The sequence below is a fragment of the Streptomyces sp. NPDC043746 genome, assembly GCF_056436485.1.
Window position 1 is genome coordinate 60,241 of sequence record NZ_JBWKCM010000028.1, and the last position, 20,336, is coordinate 80,576.

A 20,336-nucleotide genomic window follows, 5' to 3' on the forward strand; every position below is an offset into this window, starting at 1 on the left:
CTCTGGCCCGGGGCTTTCTTCATGTCTGGAGACACCTTGGCAACCCCGTTCACCCCTGACCGCCTCGTCGCGATCCTCCGGGCCGAGGGCGTGCGCGTCGTCGAGCACGGTTCGTGGCGTACCCACAACCGCAACCACAAGGGCGCCTTTGGCCCGATCCGCGGCGTGATGATCCACCACACCGTGAGCTCGGGCACCGACTCGTCGGTGCGGCTCTGCTACGACGGATACGCCGCACTGCCTGGCCCTCTGTGTCACGGCGTGATCGCGAAGGATGGCACGGTCTATCTGATCTCGGCCGGCCGCGCGAACCATGCCGGGGGCGGCGACCCCCGCGTGCTCTCGGCAGTCACCGCCGAGCGCCCCCTGCCCGTGCCGAACAAGCACGACGGATCACCGGGCGCCGTCGACGGGAACTCTGCGTTCTACGGGTTCGAGTGCGTGAACCTCGGCGACGGTTCCGACCCGTGGCCGAGCGCGCAGCTCGACGCAATCGAGCGCGTCTCGGCGGCGATCTGCCGCGCGTACGGATGGTCGGCTGCGTCGACCATCGGTCACAAGGAATGGAGCGACTGGAAAAGCGACCCGCGCGGATTCTCCATGGCGGACATGCGCGCCCGGATCGCGCGCCGCCTCGGCGCCAAGCCCGACAAGCCGACCCCCGCCCCGCGGTACGAGCCGTTCCCGGGCGTTGCGTGGTTCAAGAAGAACCCCCGCTCGGCGATCGTCACGGCCATGGGGCGCCGCCTGGTTGCCGTCGGCTGCGGCGCCTACCGCGAGGGCCCCGGGCCGCAGTGGACCGAGTCGGACCGACAGAGCTATGCGCGGTGGCAGCGCCGCCTCGGCTACCGGGGCGACGACGCCGACGGATGGCCCGGCGCCGGCTCGTGGGCCGCGCTCAAGGTCCCCAAGATTTGACGCCGCCGCCCGCCCGTTCCCACGGACGGACGCGGCCAACTCCCCTACAACGAACAAGGAATCGCCCATGACCGACGCCGCCCGCCGGACCGTCCGCACCGTTGTGCAGACCGTGCTCGGCCTCGCCGCTGGACTCCCTCTGATCATCGACGCCGCCGGTATCCCGCAGACCGCGGCAGGCGTAGGTGTCGCCCTCGCCGTCGCCGGCGGACTCACCCGCGTAATGGCGCTGCCTGTCGTCGAGGGCCTGCTGCCCTCGTGGCTGCGCGCCGAGCCGACCGGCGACGACGAGCTGCTCGCCCTGTACCGAAAGGATGACCGGACCGAGTGACCACTGCGACGACCGGCGTCGACCCCGTCGACGCCCTTGTGCTCTGGTGCGGCGCCGCCGTCGCGATCTCGGGCGCACTCGCGCTTGCGTGGCGAGCGACCCGCTCATTCCGCCGTATCGGCGGGAAGGTCGAGGACTTCGTCGACGACTGGCAGGGAACCGACGCACGCCCCGGCGTCCCTGCCCGTCCCGGCGTCATGAGCCGACTCGGCGGCATCGAGGAGCGCCTCGCCCGGGTCGAGCACGAGCTGCACCCCAACAGCGGCAGCAGCTTGCGCGATGCCGTCGACCGCGTCGACGAGCGCACCCGCCAACTGACCGACGACACCCCCTAAACACCTGTGCCATTTGGGTGCCTGGCTGTGGTCCGACCTGGCTTCTGGGCACGCCAATTCCCGGGCCGATGATCACGGCAGCGTTTGGGCGGTGCGCGCACCGTCCATGCTTCTACCTGGCAGTTGGATCACCAATGGGAAAGGTGCGCAATGAGCAACGTCGAAAGGCGGGTGACGTCGATCGTCGCCGGACAGTTGGGCGTCAAGGAAGAGGACGTGACGCTTGAGAAGTCCTTCGTGGACGACCTGGGCGCGGATCAACACGACGTCGACGAAATCATCCTTGCCCTGAAGGAGGAGTTCGAGTGCTTGACCGAGGTCCCGGACGAAGAAGCTGAAAAGATCACCACGGTGCAGGCCGCCATCGACTTCGCCAACTCCCGGGTTTAGTGCCGTCGAAGGAAAAGCCGAGCAAGGCTGGACTTTCCCGGACGCGCCGGGTCGAGGCGCCCGGTAGCGTCTCCGTACTGGCCCACGAAGTGCACGACCCTGCCCGCAGTCACAGATCAGCGGTTCTGGTACAGCTCCCAAACGCACCGCCCCCGCCATCGGCCTTGTGCCGGCGGCGGGGGCGGCTTTTGTCGTTGGTGCGCACGAGGGTGCCCTCGACGAGGGGAGTCGTTGAGGGCACCCTCGGGGGTTCACCGAACGGGGGACCTTAAGCGGCCACCGGTTCGGGATGCGCCCCCGGTCCGCGCTCCGCCCCCACGTTGGGAGACGACAAAGAGCGGATGCGGTCGCGTAAGGTCGCGCGATCGTCGCGTGCATGACGACGGCGCCCCTGTTCGGTGCGGATCGTGACCGTCACCGGGTCACGCCAGCAGTAGCAGCGGTACGAGTAGCCCTCTCGGTCGAGGGGCAGGGCCGTTTCCGCGCGATGCGGGCTCGGCAGCAGTGCCCACATCACGAGTAGGGCGAGCATGACCACCGACACGCAGATGATCACGAACCCGAGGGCAGCGCGGTCTGTTCCGTCCATCACTCAGCCACCTCCGCGAGCAGCGCCGGATCGTAGATTTTCAAGCCGAGATGTTCGGCGAGGTCGAAGGCGAGCCGTCGAGCGCGCGGCTCGGACAGTTCCTCGAACCCCGACGCCGAACGAAAGTGCAGGCGCACGCCGTGCCCGTACCCGTGGCCGACGTAGACAGGGGCCTCGTCGGTCGTCTGGGCGCCCGTCATGCGGCTGCCCCGTACTGCTCCGACTCGTCGAGGACGAACCACACTCGCTTGCGGGCAGCCCCGGGTTCGGCCGGCCACGTGACGCCCCACTGTGACGTGAGGCGTTGCACGAGCAGCAGTCCGCGCCCGCGCTCGTCGTCGCTGTAGTCGTCATGCCGAGCGGGTGTGGGGCGTTGCATCCACGCCTCATCCCAAACCGACACGTTGACGCGTCCGGCCTGCATGTGGACGTCGAGGTAGACCAGTGTCGTTTGGGTGTGGAGGTGCACATTCGTGATGACTTCGCTCACGCAGACCCGTGCAGCCTCAATGAGCAAAGGGTGATCAGTCGCGACGAGGAGCGCTGCGACAAGATCCCGCATGATCTTGGGTGCTAGAGCCGAGTTCGGCACTACGAATCGGGTTGATAACTTCCTGGCTGGTGCTGCTGACGTGCTCATGTCTATGTCTCCCAACGTGACGTGAGCGCCGCTGCTGCGCTGCCGTCCGTGGCGTGGCCATTCCCCGGGGCGCCATCAAGTGGCGCGCGAATGACTGCACTTCGGGTCTTCCCGGCGTGCTGCGCGGTGCTGTCAGGACCATAGGGGGCATGTATGCCCCGGGGCAAGGGTGCCCACCGGTCTAGGCTCAGCGGGTGGACCCGTGACGCCGTTACCGGCAAACTCAAGGGAGACAAGGGGAAGGGACACATGCCGCCGAGGGACAACCCGACCGCACGGCAGGCTCGATTGGGCGCGGAGCTGCGGAAACTGCGCGAACGCGCGGGGAAGACTGCGCGCGAATCGGCCGGCCTGCTGTCCACAGACCAAGCCAAGATCAGCCACATGGAAGCGGGGCGCATCGGCGTAAGCGAAGAACGCATTCGCCGACTGGCTACCTTCTACAACTGCGACGACGAACCGCTGATCGCGGCCCTGTGCGGCATCGCCGCGGAGCACCGCGGGCAGCACTGGTTTGACGACTATCGGGGCATCCTTGCCCCGGGGTTCCTCGACATTGCCGAGCTAGAGCTGCACGCGACCGCGCTTCGCTCGATGCAGTCGGTCACGCTGCCCGGCCTGTTCCAGACCGAGAACTACGCACGCGCCCTGTTCGAGGGGGTCATGCCCAAGCTCCCGCCGGACGAGGTCGAGGCCCGAGTCGAGCACCGCCGTAAGCGCATTGGCATCTTTGAGCGCGACACCCCACCCCAGTTCGAGGCCATCATTCACGAGGCAGCACTGCGGATGCGGTTCGGCGGGCGCAAGGTCGCCCGGGAACAGCTCGAATACCTGATGGAAGTTTCTCAATTGGCACCCGTTACCGTGCGAGTCATCCCGTTCACAAGCGAGGACTTCATCGAGGTAACGCAACCGGTTCTGTATGCGCATGGTGTAGTGCCGCAACTCGACACCGTGCAGATTGACGCAGCTTTCGGCGGACGCTTCCTCGACGCAGAGGCCGATCTCAGGAAGTACAGAACGCTGCTCGAAATTGCCGAGCACGCATCCCTCGACCCGGACGAGTCGCGGCAGCTTATCCACCACATCGCACGAGAAATGTGAGAACCAAGGGCATGAGCTCATCGCCTATCAACTGGCAGAAGTCATCGTTTTCCGGGGGCGGAGGCGAGAACTGCGTCGAGGTCGGACTCGGCGACGCAGACGCGATCGTGATGCGTGAGAGCGACGACCCCAACAGCGTGATCACTACGTCGCGCGAGAAGCTGGCCGCCTTCATCCTGGGGGTGAAGGCCGGCGAGTTCGACCACTTCGTCAACTGAACAACCGCGCCGCACTCCGGTGCGATGCAAGATTGCCCCCCGCCTGACCTGGGCGGGGGGTTTTTGCATATGCCATCTCGCATGTATGCCCCGGGGCACCCTTGCCCGTTGCCGTAGCGTGGCGCTACGGTCGCACCCTGTTGCAGATGTGGGCCGATTCCCGGCGGGACCGTGCCCGTACCTGCTACATCCTCCCTGGGCCGTAAGGCCGTTGGGAGGACCCCCGAGGGTTGCCCCTTGCCTGCTGCTCGTCACACATCGGTCGGTAAGGGGCAACCATGCCGCCGCCTCAGGAGGGCCTCACATGGTTACGCCGCGCCCCTCGCGTAGCACGCATGGGGCAACCTTGCCCGAGCAGGCGGACGTTACTCCTGGTGTGGTCGAGCACGGATTCTGGTTCGAGGCCCTGACGGTTGATTCTGGCCGCGGTGTGCTTCCGCAGCCTCGCGAGCTACGGATGCACGGAAGCGCTCAAGCAGCAGTGCGGGCTATCCGCATTCAGGTTCGCGCACTGCACGTGGCGAGCATCAATCCGGCGGAAATCTTCCGTTCCCTTGAGTGGGCAGATCGAGGCTGTATCCAAGCGATTGCCGCGCTTCATCGCGGCGAATCGTGCGGCTTCACTCTCATCACTCAATCCGGCGTGAACCTTGAATGGTCCGTACGTCCGGTGAATTACCTCTCGCTCATAGGCGCTGCCTGCACTCATATCTCCCCACTCCCTTCCCCCCGAGCGGAATTGAACGCATGAGCGCCACCATGAACACCGAACACCCCGGTTGGCACGAGACAACCGAGGGCGGCGCCGTACGCGCCGTCGAGTACGCCGGCACCCTTTGGTCGGCGCACTGGACCGACGAGTCACTCGTGCTGCGCCCGGTGAATTCGTCCGACGCCGAGGCGCCGCCCGTGGCCTACGCGTCGGCGATCAACCTTCCCTCACACCCAGAAGTGCAGCCGCTCGTCGACGAGTTGGCCCGGCTCGGCACGGTCCAGCGACTCACGAATCCGTCACTCTGGGATGCCGTGGCGACCGCGTTGCTGCGTCAGGTGGTGCGCGCTGGACAGGCGAAGCAGGTGTACCGGTCGTTCTGCTCGGCGTACGGGCAGACCGTAGACACTGCCCTCGGGCCCCTCTCCGTAATCCCTCGGCCCGACACCGTGCTCGCATTGTCCGACGGAGCGTTCGGGGCGGTCGGTGCTGCGTTCAGCCGCGACGCGCTGCGCCATGCTGCCGAGGCGTACCGCGACCGCGGCGCCGCATGGCGGGACCTCGACGCCGACAGCCTCGTGCAAGAGCTCGCCCGCGTCCGCAGCATCGGGCCATGGACGGCAGCAGCAGCCGCCGCCGACTTCACCGGCGATCACGCGGTCTACCCGCACGGCGACCTCGCCGTGCGCACGTGGGCACGAAAGGCCGCCCCGTCGCTACAACTGCCGAGTTCTGACCGCAAGTTAGACGAGCTTTGGCGCCGCTGCGCGGCCGATCGAGTGGCGCTGCACACCCTGACCGTATTCACGCTGACATGGGGGAATCATGCTCGCGCCAAGGCTCACGCACGATCTGATCGCTAGCCCGTTCCTCGACAAGTACCTCGTCTTACGCCCCGGCGACCCGAGCGGCGTGAAGATCCAGGGACACCACTACTTGGAACTGCGGCAGCGCGCGTCAACGGATGCTCCCCTTCCCACGTGGATGCGCAGCGCGGCTCGTCGCCGTTGGGGGCTGGAGCTCGCCGACCGGGCAACGGGTGAGGCGATCCTGATACGGGAGCCGTCGCCGTACGGCCACGGCCGCGCCTCGTACGAGGTCAACAACAGGTGCAACTGGGCGTGCGATCACTGCGTTTACGGTGCCAAGAGGCACGAGGGCCTCGCATGGCCGGCGCGCGCCCGACTCCTTCACACCCTCCGCGACGCCGGCGTTCTCTGGATCGAGCTCGGGGGCGGCGAGGCGACCATCGACCCCCACTTTCCCGAGACGTACGCGCTCGCCTATGACCTCGGCATGATGGTGGAGATCCTCACCAATGGGTCGACGTTGTACCGCCCGCACATGCGCGACCTGCTCACCTCCCGTCGGCCGTACCGGGTGACACTCAGCGTCTACGGGGCGACCGAGGAGACGTTCGATCGGTTCACGAACCGGCGCGGAGCGTTCAAGAAGTTCATGCGCGGACTCGCCGCAGCGCGCGAGGCCGAGCTGCCCCTGTCTCTGAGCGTGGTCATTACCGAGAAGAACGCGCACGAGGCGCCCGCAATGCGCGCCCTGGCCGCGCAGTTCGCGACGCGTGTCCGCGAGTACACGCACATGTCGCCGACGTTCAACGGCGACGCCGAGCCCCTCGCGCAGCAGGCACCCGAGTACCTGCACAACCGCACCCCCTTCACTGGATGCGACGCCGGCCACACGTCCTTGAACGTGAACCCCTTCGGTCTGGCGACCGTCTGCAAAGTCTCCCGCGACCATCCGATTCCACTCCTGAAAGAGGGGGTCGCGGGTCTTGCCCGGCTCGGGGACATCTCCGACCGAGCGCTACAGCGTCACAGCGGGTGCAGCGGGTGCACCCTCCAGAAGGCGTGCACCACCTGTATGCCGCTCGTGACTCTGTACCGCAAGGCCGGCTCGTCCCTGGATCGGTACTGCCAACACGCATGAGAAGGAGACAGCCATGGCACCGCCCGTAGCGACTGCGCCCCCCGCCGTCGCGTCCAAGCCCGTTCCCGTGCAGATCCTCGGCAGGCCCGAGGTCGACGACGAGATCGAGCTCGTCGACGACCTCGACAACCTCGCCGGCAACGAGGTGATGCGCGGCTGCGGCAACGACAACCCGTACTAGGCCGGCCCGCGCACGTGACACGGAGGCCGCCCGCCCCGCGCGGGCGGTCTCGCCCATCGCCGAGCCCTACACTCCCGCCGTGGTGACCATGAGAATGCATTGGGAAGACCTTCCGCCCGCCACCCGCGACGCAGTCGCCGCCCGCACTGGCCCTATCTACGCGACCACGAGCACCGACAAGGGGATGAACAGCGAGCTCGCCGTCACCCTCGACACGAGCGCCCGCCGTATCTTCGTCAAGGGTCTGCGCGTGGACCACCCTCGCGTGTGGACACAGCAGCGCGAAGCAACGATTAACCCGTACGTGGCCCCCCTCGCCCCGCGGCTGCTGTGGTCCATCAAGGATGACGAGTGGCACCTGCTCGGGTTCGAGTACCTCGACGGCCGCCCCGCCGAGTACGCTCCGGGCTCCGACGATCTGCCGCTCGTCGCGGAAGCGATCATCACGCTTGCCGGCGTCCGCGCTCCCGCCGACGTCGAGCTGAAACAGATCGAGCAGCGGTTCGCCGACTACGTCGAGGACCCCGACGACGCCGCCCTGCTGCGCGGCGACACGGTCCTGCATACCGACTGGACACCTGACAACGTCTTGATCGTCGACAACGCCGCCCGCGTCGTCGACTGGGCATGGCCGACCCGCGGCGCAGCATGGATCGACGCCGCCTGTTGGGTGGTCTGGCTCATCTCCGCTGGGCACACGCCGGAAGAGGCCGAGCAGTGGGGGGCCAAGACACCGGCATGGTCTACCGCGCCGACGCGTGCGCTCGACGTGTTCGCCACCGCGCAGGAACGGCTCTGGACAGGCATCGCCGCGGACAACCCCGAGACCGGTTGGAAACAGTCGCTCGCCGAGGCCGCGACCCGATGGGCCAACTACCGCCGTCCCTGACGCGAGGAGACACGATGCCGACCGATCCGACGATTCACCCGTTCGAGATGCTCACGACGTCGCAGGGCGTGTCTGTTCAGGTCGACGAGGCGATGACGCCGATCGTCCGCGATCTGTGGCGCCTCGGATACTCGACGAGTGGCTGCTGCCAAGACGTCGGCGAGGCAACTGCCGGCGTGCGCGATAAGCGCGACGCCCCGCTCGGGTATGGGGGCGACGCCTTCATCGCGTACCACCTCGGGTGGGCACTGCTGAAACTGCCGATCCCCGACGCGATGCGTTTCGTCGCGATGCTCGCCGAGACGTCGGCGTTCGGCGAGCGGGTACGGCACCGTTGGCGCCCCGGGTCCTGGCGCATGAACGTCCCGCTCGAACCCGACGGGTTCGACGACTCGGCCCTGCTGCACTTCCCGTCGGAGCAGATTCCCGAGCTCGCCGAGCTCCTGCACAAGCAGTAGGACCCGCGGCACTCCGCCCGCCGGCTCCCGAGGGTGCCGGCGGGCGGAGCCACGACGGATTTGCTACCCGGCCGCCGCGACGGCTTGCACATCCTGCCCGGCCACGACGCCGAGGTACTGGTGCAGGTGGTACCGCGACACCACATAGCCGCGCCTGCCAGGAAGAAGGGGAACGGGATACATGCCGCGCTTTGCGAGGCTGTACCCGGTTGTCCTGCCGATCATCAGAGCTCGGTTGGCGGTCTCCAGGGTCACAGTCACCGGGAGCGCCATTAGCTCATCGTGGGTCATTCCTTCACTCAAGGTGTACCCCCTTGTTCGTGATCGGCACGGTAGCGAACGTAGTTGACATTGTGCAACACGCATACTTCACTGTGCCGTATGCACAGTAACCTCACGGCGAGCGACACCATCGCCGCCCAAGTCCGCCGCCACCGCACCCGCCGCGGCATGACCCGCGAGCAACTCGCCGCCGAGTGCGAGCGCCTCGGCGCGACCGGCCTCACGTACGCCGCAATCGTCAGCATCGAAACGGGCCGACGGAAACCGGACGGGAGCCGCCGCCGCGAGGTGAGCGTCGACGAGCTGCTCGTGCTCGGCCTCGCCCTCGCCGTCCCCCCACTGCTGCTCGCCCTCCCCCTCGGGAGCGAGCAGCAGGTGCCCACCGTCCCGGGGCGAGACCCCCGCGACCCGCACACCGTGTGGAAGTGGTGGACCGGCGAGGAAACACCCACGCTCGGCGGGCCTATCGACGGCCGGTACGTACCCGAGACGCACCCCATCGGCGAGGACGGCCCGAAATGGTCCGCAGCATGGGCCGAGAACGCCTATCCGGCCTCCCTGTACCCCGAGTTCGAAAGACGCCGTCAGGCAGTCCACAAGGCGTATCTACGGGCCGAGGCAGCAGACAAGCGCAAGGCAGACACGAAGGGCCGAACCGGCGCATGGACCGACTACACACACCGCCTCGAAGAACTCGCGCACCACATCGACGACATGGCGCGCGCGGGCCTCCGCATCCCGCCCCTGCGCCCGGACTTGATCGAAGACATGAAGGGGCTCGACATGCTTCTCGACCCCTCCATCATCGAACCGAAGGAAACTGAGTGAACGGCACGATCACCAAGCGCTGCGGCTGCCGCGACGACGAGGGCAGACAGCTCAACAGCTCGTGCACCAAGCTGAGTCAGCGCAATCACGGGCTGTTCAGCCTCGTGCAGGAACTGCCGCTTCGCGCGGACGGCACCCGCCGCCGCTTCCGCCGCAGCGGCTACAAGACCAAGACCGCCGCGCAGACCGACATCGACAAACTGCGCGCCCTGCTCAACATCGCCGACGAGCACGACGTCGAGGGCCGCGCGCGCCTCGCCGACATGCTCGAAACCGTCGGGGCCAGTAAGGACCCCATCCCCGAGTACGACGAGACGCGCCGCAAGTTCGCGACCGGCCAATCGCTCTCCCAGCACATGACCGTCGGCGAATGGCTCGAACTGTGGCTCGACGGAAAGAAGGGGCTGCGCACGAGCGGGAAGAACCGGTACGACACCGACCTGCGCGTGCACCTCATACCGCGGATCGGGCACATCCGCCTCGACCGGCTCACCGTGGCCCACCTCGACGAGATGTTCGCCGGCATCGCCGAGACGAACATCGAGATCAACGACGCGAACATTCTGCGCCGCACCGCGCACGACGAGCTCAAGCTCATTCCGTGGAAGGGACTTGAGAACCGTCGCCGGCGCAAGGCGATCAAAGAGACCATCGCCGCGATGCCGCCGTTCCGACGGGTCACCAACGTTGCGACGCAGCACCACATCAAGGCGACGCTACGCGCCGCGCTGAACGTCGCCATCGCGCGCGGACTGATCATTTTCAACGCTGCCGCGCACGTCGAGCTCGAAGCACACAAGCGGCCGAAAGCGCTCGTGTGGACCGAGGAGCGCATCGCCGAATGGCTGCGGACCGGCATCAAGCCGTCGCCGGTCATGGTGTGGACCCCGGAGCAGGCAGGACAGTTCCTCGACTTCCTCGCCGACACGGGCGAGCGCCTGTACGGGCTGTTCCACCTGATCACCTTCCGGGGACTGCGCCGCGGCGAGGCGTGCGGACTGCGACGCACCGACCGCGCCCGCGCGGCGGGAACACTCACCGTCGCGACGCAGCTCGTACAGGACGGTTGGGAGGTCGTAGAGAACGCTCCGAAGACTGACAGCGGCGAACGCGTGATCGACCTCGACGAGTACACCGACGAGATCCTCGACGACCAGGCCGCGCGGCAAGAGGCCGAGCGCCTCGCGTTCGGCGAGGCTTGGGTCGACTCCGGGCGCCTGTTCACCATGCCGGGCGGATCGTTCATTCACCCGGGGTGGCTGACCGACTATTTCGAGCGGCTCGTCGAGCTCTCGGGACTGCCCCCGATCCGGCTGCACGACCTACGGCACGTTGCCGCATCGCTCATGCTCGCCGCCGGCGTCGACATCAAGATCGTGTCCGAGACCCTCGGCCACAGTGAGAGCCGGATCACCCGAGACATCTATCAGTCGGTCATGCCGAAGGCTGCGCGTGATGCAGCCGAGGCGACGGCCGCCATCGTGCCGCGCCGCACGCCGCGCACTCCCGAGCCGGAACCCACCACCGCCGAGGCGACCACCGACCCGCGTATCGAGCAGGTCGCGCAGCTCGCCCTCGATCACCTCGTCGCGCAGATCATCGCGGCTGCCGAGCAGGACGGCCGCAGCGTCGAGGAACTCGCGCAGTTGGCACTCGCCCGCGTCGTCGAGCAGCCGGTCGAGAGGGCAGCAAATCAGGATGGCCACACAACGGCCACACATGAAGACGCGAAGATCATCGAGTTCCGCCCCCGCCGAGTCCCGGCATAAGAAAAACCCCAGGTCACGGCGAGTGAGTCCTAGGGTTTCTCTAGAGCCGCCTTCGGGATTCGAACCCGAGACCTACGCATTACGAGACCGAGAGCGATCGTGCCGGGTGATGCCGCACGGTGCTGCCTGGTGACGTTTTGCCTGATCAGACCATCTGCGGCAGTTTCCCCCCTGCGGCCTCGTACCGGCTCGTCCAAAGGCGTCTGTCCACCGGCCGTCCACCGGAGCGCGTCTCCGCGCGGCCCTCAGGGCCATCTGCTTGCGCTGGTAGAGCGACCGATGTCGATTTCGTGCGCAGTCCGAGGTGCTTGTCAGGGTCCGACAACCGCCGCACGCTCCAGGTGATGGTCGATTTCGGTCGGCGACTGCACCGTGCCGCTGCCAACCGATGGCTGCCCTCCCGAGCCGCTGTTACGCACCTGCACAGCTGCCCTCATTCGAGTGTCGGAAGGTGCGGTGAGGCCATGGCACTGCGGCTGAAGACTATTTGGCGACTGAGTTCATGTCGAGGGCGTCAAGAGCGGCTACGCCCGCTGAACTTGATGGGTGCTCCGGGCCACCGCCCAGGGCGGGGCGGCGGAGTCCCGGTACGGATCCTCGTACGGTGTCGTCAACTTCAGAGAGGATGACTCACTATGTGTGGAATCGTTGTGGCGGTCGGTGAGGTCGATGTTCCGCTGTGCCGACAGACGCTGGGCGGCCACCAGCCACTTGTGGGTCCGGAAGGCCGTTCCTGCCTCGTCACCAACGGTCAGATCTACAACCATCGCCACCTCAGGGAGGAACTGGGCACCGACCGCTTCGTGACGGGCTCCGACAGCGAGGCGGCCCTGCACCTGCTGCTCGATGACGGTCCCGCCGGACTGACCCGGCTGCGCGGCATTTCACCCTCGCCTACGTCGACGAAGCCGGTTCGCTCCTGGTCGCCCGCGACGCTCTGGGGGTGAAGCCGCTGTACTGGGTACGCAGGGACGACTGTGTGCTGTTCGCCAGCGAGCTGCGTGCCTTCGACTTCGCTGACCGTCCGCTGGTGGAGAGCTTCCCTCCTGGGTACTGCTGGACCCGGCAGGGGGGCCTGGTCCGCTTCGCTGACGCCGTCCCGCCCCGGGTTCGCCCAGCCCGACGCCCGCAGGCTCCCACCACACCCGGCCAGTGGGACGAGGCGCTGCTCAAAGCGGTGCGCGAGACGGTTGTCACCGCGGTCGAGGACCGGATGATGAGAGATGTCGGTATCGGCGTCTTCCTTTCCGGCGGTCTCGACTCGGCGATCGTTACGGCCGTGGCCGCGGAGTACGCCAAGCGTCACGGGCGCCGCCGGCCGCTGCCGACGTTCGCGGTCGGCAGCGGCCGGCAGCTCCGACCTGCTGGCCGCACGCGTGGTCGCGGAGTATCTCGGCACCGACCACCACGAGGTGGTGATGAGACCCGAGGACGCGGTGGCGGCGCTATCGAAAACGGTGCAGGCGATCGAGCACTTCGACGTGCATCTGGTACGCAGTGCGGTCCCGAACCTGCTGCTCGCCGAGTACGCCTCCCACCACGTCCACACGGTCCTGACCGGGGAAGAGGCGGACGGGCTGTTCGCCGGCTACCCCGACTGCCACCGCGAGTCGTATCTGCACCCGGACGCCCTGCAGGCCCGACTGGTGGCGATCGTGGAGGGGCTGCAGTGGGAGAACCTGCAGCGTTGCGACCGTACGACGATGGCGTACGGACTGGAGGCCCGGGTGCCGTTCCTGGACCGGGACGTCATCGAGCTGGCCTTGTCGATCCCTCCGGAGTACAAGATGACCGGTCCCGGCATCGAGGAGAAGAAGCTCCTGCGGGACGCTTTCGCCGGCTGGCTGCCGGAGGAGATCTTGCGTCGCGGGAAGCTCCAGTTCGGCCGCGGTTCCGGGGCCAAGGACGCCCTGACGGATGTTCCGAAGGCAGAGGGCCCCGCCGGCGCCGTGATGGGTGACGCCGAGGAGGAGGCGGCCTTCTACGCGCTGTGGCTCGCCGAGTTCCCTGGTATCGATCCCGAGCGGGCTCTGGGCCGTACAGAGACACGATGACGCATGCCCTGCACTACCTGGCCGCGCCTAGTACTCCAGTGTGGTTTCGTGATCGGCCAGGAACGGCGCCAGACAGGTGCTTGGTGCGCTGACCAGTATTTTGCCCGTGCCCTGCAGCCGAAGGGCTCGTTCACAGAGCATGAAGAAGATCATTTCAGCCGTTGCGCTTGCCGCCGCCGGCCTCGGCCTGGCCACCCCGGCCGCCCACGCCGCCCCCGCCCCTGACGCTGGTACCACGGCCTCCGCGCAAGACGCCGCGGCAGGACTGACCGCTGTCATCCCCGACCCTCCGAGGTCGCAGGTAACTACTGCTACTGACGCCTTCTTCGGGATGGTCACACCGAAGTAGAACGCCTGAAGACCTTCAACGCCCCGCTGCTGGCATCCGGCACCGAGGCGTCGGGCGTTTGTGCCCGGTGTCCTAATACTCCAGTCTGGTTTTGCGATCTTGCCGCGGGACCTGGCTGGGAAACGGGTGCGGCCACCGCGTGATCATCGGTTGGTGTGTGGACAAACGAAGATCGTGCGGTGGCCGCGGGCCATAGCGTAGACCCTGCCCGCTGGCGGGTGATGTTCGACCAGTCCATAGCCCGGGTCGCAGGCCGTTTCGGCCGAGTTGAACCCCGGGCGAGTGCCCGTGCCTATCTGCTCGGGCTGCTGTCGAAGGTGGAGCGGAAGAACTGCTGGCAGCTGGCCGAACAGGCCGGACACATCCGACCGGGACCGATGCAGCGACTGCTGCGTTGCGCCCGCTGGGACGCCGATGCCGTCCGTGACGACTTGCGCGCCTACGCCGTCGAGCACCTCGGCACCGACCGCGGGGTGCTGATCGTGGACGAGACGGGCTTCGTCAACAAGGGCCGGGCCTCGGCGGGGGTGCAGCGGCAGTACACCGGCACCGCCGGACGTATCGAGAACTCCCAGTTCGGCGTGTTCCTCACCTATGCCACCAGCCGGGGAAGGGCGCTGATAGACCGCCGGCTCTACCTGCCCGAGCACTCCTGGTGCGGCGATCCTGAGCGCCGCCGGGCGGCCGGGATACCCGACGAGATCACGTTCGCGACCAAGCCTCGCCTGGCCGGGGAGATGATCGCCGCCGCGCTGGACGCCGGAGTCCAGGCGTCGTGGGTGACCGGCGACGAAGCATACGGGCAGGACCCGCAGCTCCGTGCCGCCTTGGAGACACACGGGACCGGCTACGTGATGGCCGTCGCCTGCTCGATGCGGGTACGGATCAACCACGGCCGCACCCCCGTCCGCGCGGACACCGTCGCCGGATGTCTGCCCGCCACCACTTGGCAGCGGCACAGCGCCGGCAACGGCGCGAAGGGCTCGCGCCACTACGACTGGGCCTGGATCCACATCGGCACCGACGAACACCGTTACCTGCTGATCCGCCGCAACCGCACCAGTGGTGAACTGGCCTTCTATCTGTGCTGGTCACCCACCGCGGTCACCCTCGCCGAGCTGGTCCGCGTCGCAGGGGTCCGCTGGAGCGTCGAGGAGTGCTTCCAGGCCGCGAAGAGCCAGGGCGGACTCGACCACTACCAGGTCCGAAACTGGACCTCATGGCACCGGCACATCACCCTCGTCATGCTCGCCCTGGCTTTCCTGACCGCCGTCTCCGCCGACGCGGCACCGAAACGGCCCACCGATCCACACCGCTCAGCTCGCAGCAGCGAACCGATCTCCTTGACCGTTCCGGAGATCCGCCACCTGCTTACCGTCGCCTTCGACACACAAATCGTCACTGCGACAAGGCGGTTGCACTGGTCAATCTGGCGCAGACGCCACCAGGCGACAGCCCGCCGCAGCCACTACCGGCGACGGTCGACTGACGAACCCGCCGGATAGATCGCGAAACCAGACTGGAGTACTAGGAGGCCGGTCAGGGGTGTATCCATCGGCCGGACGACTCGCTCACCCCGAAGGAAGCCGACCCCCCGCAGCGGGCTACTCCTCCTCAAACGGAAACGGAGTGAACTTCCACAATGGCGGTTCCGTGCCCTCTTCAACCAGAACTACTGTGCCGCCAGGACCTTCCACGGTCCAGAACTGCAACGCGGGGAGTTGCCCTGGCGAGATGAACTCGAACGCCGCGATCGACCATCCCCGCTCGGAGTCCCCCTGAATCCAGTATTGACTACCGGAATCGCCTGTGACGATGTGTTTACCGTCCTCATGCGTCTGCGGACTGCCCTCAAGGCGGGGCCCAATCCCGAGCGTATAGGCATCTTGCCCCACCGGGGGCGGAAGCGGCGCGGACTGCAACACCGTCCAGACCGTCGGGGGCGTCATCTTGTCCACCACCAATCCGGACTCACCGATACGGAGGGTTCTGCCTTCGGCATCGCTGATCACGTACTCCCTCACACCGCGCCCGAGCCCCATATGTCTCCTGATTCCAGTCCGTTGAAATGAGCATGATCTGTTGTGCACCGCCAATTACCGGGCACAGGGCGAGAATACCGCAGCGTCCATGCAGCTACGGGGGGAATCCGATAGAGGTCGGTCCCTGTCGGCAAAGGGCTTATCATATGGTCCGCGTATCACATATTCGGAGCACTTGGCGTTTTCAGAGTTGCCACTTAGTACGCAGACAAGAGGGGCGTTATCTGAGGGAAAGCTTCGAACTCGCCCCGCGACCGACGCCCCGCCAGCCGCCTACCGGGGCAGATCGAGGAATAGAGCAGGTTTTCCGATGCCCCTCCGCCCGCAAGACGCGCCCCCGCGTTCATCAATCGACCCGATAGACGGGCCCTCGAAAAACCCCGGCAGTGCCCTGCGGCATCCCGCCGACAGGGCGCTGGCCTTTGTCACGGGGGACGACCCTTACCGACCTCTCTGACCCCTGAAGCTCACTCGTCCGCCACGCCGGCAGCCCAAGTCCAGCGTTCACCGAGCGCGCGGGTGCCGGCCCAGGGCCCCAGCGGTACGGGCCGGGTTCGGCGGTCCCAGCGCCGATGTCGGCGGGGATCGGTGGCAGTGAGCACGCAGCACACCAGCGGCGACCTGTCCGGCCGATCATGTGCGGAGCAGAAGGTGAGGGCTGCGACGGTGGCGGTTGCCGAGGTAAACGTAGTAGCGGGTAGCCAAGGCTCGGTGATGCATGAGCGGCCAGTTGATGGCCCGCTCGACGGTGTTGCACTCGACCGAGAAGTGCCAGTCGATCTCAGAGTCCCGGTTTCGAGCTGCCCTCATTGGCCGCATCCCCCGGCGGCGCCGCGCCTCCCGAGGCGCCACCGCCCCCGACGGGCGGCGTACGGCGGTCTCCCCGCCTCCGCCCCCGTCCAGACGGGGCACACACGGCGCGCAGGCTGCCACCGGGGGGCGGCCTGAGCGCCGATATCCGGGCTCGTTGCACCCGGGGGGCTTCTCTCTTCACTCTCGACCACGCCGCGTTCGTCCAGCTTCGCTGTTCCGTGTGCTGGCGTACGGGCCCGGACGCCGCCCTGGAGACCCCCGTGGGCTCCCCGCACGCCGCCGATCGTGTGCACCTCACCCTCTGCCACTCGGGCGCGCCCGACGACGCGTTCGAGGCGGATCCTGTCCGCGTGGTGATCGGCTGGGCCGACACTGAGCCCCGGCCCGAAGGGATCGGTGCAGGCCCTGAGGTGGTCGCCCGCGTTCGCCGCGCATCCGTGTAGCGGGCCCGGTCTCATATCCTGCTACCCGGTGGCTTTCTGTCCCGACGCGGGGCTCGGGTTGTCCGTGCCGCTCTTGGGGACGCGCTTCCACCGTTCTCCCTGAGCCGCATCCATGGGGATGAACCTCGCCGCGTCACGGCTCTACTCAATGCGCGCCTGCTCGGCCAGTTCCTGCTGAGGCACTCGCGCTTGTGCGGCGGGTCGTCATGACGCTCGTCCACCCGAATGGGCGAAAGCTGCTCGACACTCCGTCCCCGGTACAGCTTCCTGGAGTCGGACCCGGCGCCAGCGGGGGAAGATCGCCCCAGGTAGGCACGGAGCTGACCGGGAAGGCTGTCATGACACGCGAAGAAGCAAATGCTCTGTTCGATGAGATCGACACCAACGGCGACGACGAGATCACGCTGGAGGAGTGGAGAGATCACGCGAACCGCACCGACGCCAACTGGCTGGAGGCGTGGGACCAGTTCCTGGAACTCAACAAGAACCACACGGGCGGAATCGGCCGGAGGCAGTTCCTCAAGCACCACGAGCAGCTCTGACCCAGCGCCCTTCACGCTCGGCGTGGGCAGAACGCCGAAGCGGTCCGTCCGGCGGAGGACCTCCTCGCCCAGGCGGCCGAGGAGGCGCTCCTCCAGCACCAGGGCGCCGAGATCCTCCTCAGCTTCCCCGGTTCCGGTCCGCAGCTCGGCGCCCACTCCTCGCCGAGATCGGTGAGGACCCGGCACGGTTCACCACCGCCCGCGGCCTCACGGCATACGCCGGGTCCTCACCGGTCACCCGCGCCTGCGGCAAGAAAACCGCAATCTCCTACCGCAGGGTCAAGAACCAGCGCCTGAACCACACCAGCTACCTCTGGACCTTCTCCGCCCTGCGCGCCTCTCCTGGGGTCATGGCCCGCTACCGCCGGAGCTCGGGAGACGGGCACGCCTCCGTCCCGCGCAACGTCTTCAACGGCCTGATCGGGCAGCTTCACCACTGCCTGCGGTATCGACAGCTCTTCGACGAGCAGGCGGCCTTCCGCACGGGTACAAGTCATCGCGGACGCCGCCTGAATCACGACACCCCTGCCGTCCGCGAACCAGCCTGGCCGGTTCCGTTCGAACGGCTTGCCCCGATTCCGCATCCTGGGCGAACCAAGCACATCGATCATCACGACCAGCAGAGGAAAGACATGCCTCACATTCCGGAAGACCTGCGATTCGCCGAGTCCCACGAATGGGCCCGCCTGGAGTCCGATGGCTCCGTGACCGTCGGCATCAGCGACTACGCCCAGGAGGCTCTCGGCGACGTCGTGGGCCTCGAGCTGACCGAGGTCGGAAAGGTCTTCGCCGCGGGCGACGCGGCCGGTGCCGTCGAATCGTCGAGGGCAGCATCGCACTTCTACGCCCCGGTCGGCGGCGAGGTCCTCGCGGTCAACACGGACCTCGCGGACAGCCCCGAGCTGCTCAACGAGGAGCCCTACGGATCCTGGATCCTCAGGCTGCGTCCCTCCGACAAGAACGAGTTCGACACGCTCCTGGACGCCGCCGGCTACCAGGCAGCGATCGGCGCATGACCACAGGCTTCGGGGCAGAGCCACGGCTCCGCCCCGAAGCCCCGCGTACGCCAGGCTCGTCCGAGCCGCACTCGAGCTCACCGGCCTCGACGCACTGTTCGAAACCCTCACGTTCTCGAGCACGTCGCCTGCTTCAAGCCCGCCCCCGACGCCTACCACCTCGCCGCCCAGACCCCGGCCCAAGCACCCGGCCGGTGCCTCGCCTTCGAGAACACCGACGACGGCCTCACTGTCGCCCTCACCGCCGGCACCCCCGTCATCGATGTCCGCGACGCCATATGGGCCCCGCGGCATCCCTGGGCAGCCCGGCTGATCCCGGTATGGAGTCCCTGCTGGTTCCGTAGTCGGCGGCGGCCGGTGCGGGTCTGGCCTGCGTGAGTGAGGCCCGGCGCGCAGATGCGCATGTGGGATGCAGTACCGCCGGGCCGCCTCACCGTTCTCGCCGTGGCGACAGGGATCACCGCCCGGCGGTTGGCGCGCATCTGGCCAACGCTCAGGCGGTCCTGGGTGTCCTGCGGGCGGTTCGGTGGCACGAGGCCTGCCGCAGTTGTCATACCCGCATATAAAAGCCCAGCTCAGGGGCCTTTGCGGCGCCTTGCGGGTGGTGTGCGGTCTCGTTCGGGTGATCGGGGATGTGAACTCCGTCCTGCAGGTGGGGTGTGTGGGACGTTGGCGAACAAGATCCCCGGTTGGAAAGGAACAGGTGAATCCTGTGGTGACCCAGACGGAACGCGACCGCTTCCAGGCGATGTTCAGGCAGTGCGATGTCGACGGTGACGGCGTGATCGAGCAGGTCGACATCGACCAGATGGTCCAGCAGACGCTGGCACTGGCCGGTGTCCTTCCCGGTTCGGCGGGCTGGCGGCGGGTGACCGACCTGAGCAACAAGCTGTGGCAGGCGCTGCACACCAGCGCCGATGCGGACGGAGACGGGAAGGTCACCGCCCGGGAGTTCGTCGCCGCCTACCGCCGCCCGGCCTTCCTCGACGAGGTCGCCATCCCCTTCGAGCTCGCCGTCCTGGAGACGGCCGACGCCGACGACGACGGCAGGATCTCCCTGGCGGAGTGGATGACCTGGCAGCAGGCCAAGGGCCTGCCCCAGCTCGCGGCTCTGGAGGAGTTCCAGCAGGTCGACGCCGACGGCGATGGCTTCCTGACCCGCGAGGAGTGCGTCCAGCACATCAAGCGGTCCTACGCCCCGCAGTAGGACGGCCCCTGGGCCACTCGGCCGTGCCGGCATACGTGCCGTCACGGTCCGGTCCGCGTCACCGACAGCGGTGGGGGAAGCCCGCTATGCACAGGCAGGTGTTCAGGGCCGGTGACCTGTCTGTGTGCGGGACGTGCCGGAGCAGCACTCCCTCGTTGAGCGGTTGCGGTCGCGTTCTCTGTGCACACGACTTCGCCACTCGTTCGCGTGGTTTGGATGATTTCTGCGTGGAAAGTGCTCGTCGGTCGGTGGCACGATCGTAGGGAAGGTCTGCTCTCT

General features: G+C 67.3%; 24 protein-coding genes and 2 pseudogenes. 20 read left to right on the forward strand and 6 right to left on the reverse strand.

Annotation, left to right across the window (positions count from 1 at the left end; genetic code table 11):
- Positions 1-36 precede the first annotated feature (36 nt).
- The 4 genes from AC0682_RS25650 (at position 37) to acpP (ending at position 1,974) form a co-directional block, all read left to right on the forward strand.
- Positions 37-918, forward strand: a complete 882-nt coding sequence (locus AC0682_RS25650; RefSeq protein WP_466557532.1) for a peptidoglycan-binding protein — start codon at positions 37-39, stop codon at positions 916-918.
- 67 nt (positions 919-985) lie between these two features.
- The gene (locus AC0682_RS25655) at positions 986-1,249 is read left to right on the forward strand and encodes a hypothetical protein (RefSeq protein WP_359738695.1); all 264 of its coding nucleotides are present in this window, start codon (positions 986-988) and stop codon (positions 1,247-1,249) included.
- Positions 1,246-1,584: a hypothetical protein gene (locus AC0682_RS25660; RefSeq protein ID WP_466557533.1), complete on the forward strand. Its 339-nt coding sequence runs from the start codon at positions 1,246-1,248 to the stop codon at positions 1,582-1,584. The genes AC0682_RS25655 and AC0682_RS25660 overlap by 4 nt, the downstream gene beginning before the upstream one ends.
- 150 nt (positions 1,585-1,734) lie before the next feature.
- Positions 1,735-1,974, forward strand: a complete 240-nt coding sequence (gene acpP, locus AC0682_RS25665) for an acyl carrier protein (RefSeq protein ID WP_478535353.1) — start codon at positions 1,735-1,737, stop codon at positions 1,972-1,974.
- A 268-nt stretch (positions 1,975-2,242) separates the two neighbouring features.
- Here acpP and AC0682_RS25670 read toward each other — a convergent pair whose 3' ends face one another.
- From AC0682_RS25670 to AC0682_RS25680, 3 genes are read right to left on the reverse strand one after another with little or no spacing between them, the layout of a single operon-like run.
- Complete coding sequence (locus tag AC0682_RS25670) at positions 2,243-2,563, reverse strand: hypothetical protein (protein WP_478535355.1); 321 nt, start codon at positions 2,561-2,563, stop codon at positions 2,243-2,245.
- Complete coding sequence (locus AC0682_RS25675; RefSeq protein ID WP_478535356.1) at positions 2,563-2,763, reverse strand: hypothetical protein; 201 nt, start codon at positions 2,761-2,763, stop codon at positions 2,563-2,565. Before AC0682_RS25675 ends, AC0682_RS25670 begins: the two co-directional genes overlap by 1 nt.
- Positions 2,760-3,125 (reverse strand): ATP-binding protein, encoded by a 366-nt coding sequence (locus AC0682_RS25680; RefSeq protein ID WP_478535357.1) that lies wholly within the window; start codon positions 3,123-3,125, stop codon positions 2,760-2,762. Before AC0682_RS25680 ends, AC0682_RS25675 begins: the two co-directional genes overlap by 4 nt.
- Positions 3,126-3,452: 327 nt before the next feature.
- Here AC0682_RS25680 and AC0682_RS25685 point away from each other — a divergent pair, with 327 nt between their 5' ends.
- On the forward strand, positions 3,453-4,307 hold the full coding sequence (locus AC0682_RS25685) for a helix-turn-helix domain-containing protein (protein WP_478535358.1): 855 nt from the start codon (positions 3,453-3,455) through the stop codon (positions 4,305-4,307).
- A gap of 11 nt (positions 4,308-4,318) precedes the next feature.
- A complete protein-coding gene (locus AC0682_RS25690) occupies positions 4,319-4,525 on the forward strand; it encodes a DUF397 domain-containing protein (protein WP_390093495.1) in 207 nt (68 codons plus the stop codon).
- Between the two features lie 451 nt (positions 4,526-4,976).
- Here AC0682_RS25690 and AC0682_RS25695 read toward each other — a convergent pair whose 3' ends face one another.
- Positions 4,977-5,234 (reverse strand): hypothetical protein, encoded by a 258-nt coding sequence (locus AC0682_RS25695; protein ID WP_478535360.1) that lies wholly within the window; start codon positions 5,232-5,234, stop codon positions 4,977-4,979.
- A 38-nt stretch (positions 5,235-5,272) separates the two neighbouring features.
- Between AC0682_RS25695 and AC0682_RS25700 the strand changes: the two genes are divergently transcribed.
- The 5 genes from AC0682_RS25700 to AC0682_RS25720 all read left to right on the forward strand — a co-directional run bounded on the left by AC0682_RS25700 (position 5,273) and on the right by AC0682_RS25720 (position 8,712).
- Positions 5,273-6,100: a DNA glycosylase family protein gene (locus AC0682_RS25700; protein ID WP_478535361.1), complete on the forward strand. Its 828-nt coding sequence runs from the start codon at positions 5,273-5,275 to the stop codon at positions 6,098-6,100.
- Positions 6,063-7,184, forward strand: a complete 1,122-nt coding sequence (locus AC0682_RS25705; protein ID WP_478535362.1) for a radical SAM protein — start codon at positions 6,063-6,065, stop codon at positions 7,182-7,184. Before AC0682_RS25700 ends, AC0682_RS25705 begins: the two co-directional genes overlap by 38 nt.
- Before the next feature lie 13 nt (positions 7,185-7,197).
- The gene (locus AC0682_RS25710; RefSeq protein ID WP_311609783.1) at positions 7,198-7,365 is read left to right on the forward strand and encodes a hypothetical protein; all 168 of its coding nucleotides are present in this window, start codon (positions 7,198-7,200) and stop codon (positions 7,363-7,365) included.
- A gap of 88 nt (positions 7,366-7,453) precedes the next feature.
- On the forward strand, positions 7,454-8,254 hold the full coding sequence (locus tag AC0682_RS25715; RefSeq protein WP_478535385.1) for a protein kinase family protein: 801 nt from the start codon (positions 7,454-7,456) through the stop codon (positions 8,252-8,254).
- A gap of 14 nt (positions 8,255-8,268) precedes the next feature.
- Positions 8,269-8,712, forward strand: a complete 444-nt coding sequence (locus AC0682_RS25720; protein ID WP_478535363.1) for a hypothetical protein — start codon at positions 8,269-8,271, stop codon at positions 8,710-8,712.
- A 63-nt stretch (positions 8,713-8,775) separates the two neighbouring features.
- Here AC0682_RS25720 and AC0682_RS25725 read toward each other — a convergent pair whose 3' ends face one another.
- Entirely contained in the window at positions 8,776-9,003 is a 228-nt protein-coding gene (locus AC0682_RS25725) for an integrase (RefSeq protein ID WP_478535364.1), read from the reverse strand.
- 90 nt (positions 9,004-9,093) lie between these two features.
- On the opposite strand from AC0682_RS25725, the gene AC0682_RS25730 reads away from it, so the two are divergent.
- From AC0682_RS25730 to AC0682_RS25750, 5 genes and pseudogenes are all read left to right on the forward strand, one after another.
- Positions 9,094-9,822 carry a helix-turn-helix transcriptional regulator gene (locus tag AC0682_RS25730; RefSeq protein WP_478535365.1) on the forward strand — a complete coding sequence of 243 codons (729 nt, stop codon included), beginning with the start codon at positions 9,094-9,096 and terminating at the stop codon, positions 9,820-9,822.
- Entirely contained in the window at positions 9,819-11,591 is a 1,773-nt protein-coding gene (locus tag AC0682_RS25735; RefSeq protein WP_478535366.1) for a tyrosine-type recombinase/integrase, read from the forward strand. The genes AC0682_RS25730 and AC0682_RS25735 overlap by 4 nt, the downstream gene beginning before the upstream one ends.
- 635 nt (positions 11,592-12,226) lie before the next feature.
- A pseudogene (locus AC0682_RS25740) lies at positions 12,227-12,924 on the forward strand (asparagine synthase-related protein); the annotation flags it as partial.
- Positions 12,815-13,645: an asparagine synthase-related protein gene (locus tag AC0682_RS25745; protein WP_478535368.1), complete on the forward strand. Its 831-nt coding sequence runs from the start codon at positions 12,815-12,817 to the stop codon at positions 13,643-13,645. The pseudogene AC0682_RS25740 and the gene AC0682_RS25745, both read left to right, overlap by 110 nt.
- Before the next feature lie 570 nt (positions 13,646-14,215).
- A complete protein-coding gene (locus AC0682_RS25750) occupies positions 14,216-15,499 on the forward strand; it encodes an IS701 family transposase (protein WP_478535369.1) in 1,284 nt (427 codons plus the stop codon).
- 99 nt (positions 15,500-15,598) lie between these two features.
- On the opposite strand, the gene AC0682_RS25755 is transcribed toward AC0682_RS25750, so the two are convergent.
- Entirely contained in the window at positions 15,599-16,006 is a 408-nt protein-coding gene (locus AC0682_RS25755) for a hypothetical protein (RefSeq protein WP_478535370.1), read from the reverse strand.
- A 1,624-nt stretch (positions 16,007-17,630) separates the two neighbouring features.
- On the opposite strand from AC0682_RS25755, the gene AC0682_RS25760 reads away from it, so the two are divergent.
- The 4 genes and pseudogenes from AC0682_RS25760 to AC0682_RS25775 all read left to right on the forward strand — a co-directional run bounded on the left by AC0682_RS25760 (position 17,631) and on the right by AC0682_RS25775 (position 20,057).
- Entirely contained in the window at positions 17,631-17,834 is a 204-nt protein-coding gene (locus AC0682_RS25760) for a hypothetical protein (RefSeq protein WP_478535371.1), read from the forward strand.
- Positions 17,750-18,136 (forward strand): annotated as a pseudogene (locus AC0682_RS25765) (transposase); the annotation flags it as partial. The gene AC0682_RS25760 and the pseudogene AC0682_RS25765, both read left to right, overlap by 85 nt.
- Before the next feature lie 48 nt (positions 18,137-18,184).
- The gene (gene gcvH / locus AC0682_RS25770; RefSeq protein WP_478535386.1) at positions 18,185-18,850 is read left to right on the forward strand and encodes a glycine cleavage system protein GcvH; all 666 of its coding nucleotides are present in this window, start codon (positions 18,185-18,187) and stop codon (positions 18,848-18,850) included.
- A 715-nt stretch (positions 18,851-19,565) separates the two neighbouring features.
- Complete coding sequence (locus tag AC0682_RS25775) at positions 19,566-20,057, forward strand: EF-hand domain-containing protein (RefSeq protein WP_478535372.1); 492 nt, start codon at positions 19,566-19,568, stop codon at positions 20,055-20,057.
- Positions 20,058-20,336: the final 279 nt, after the last annotated feature.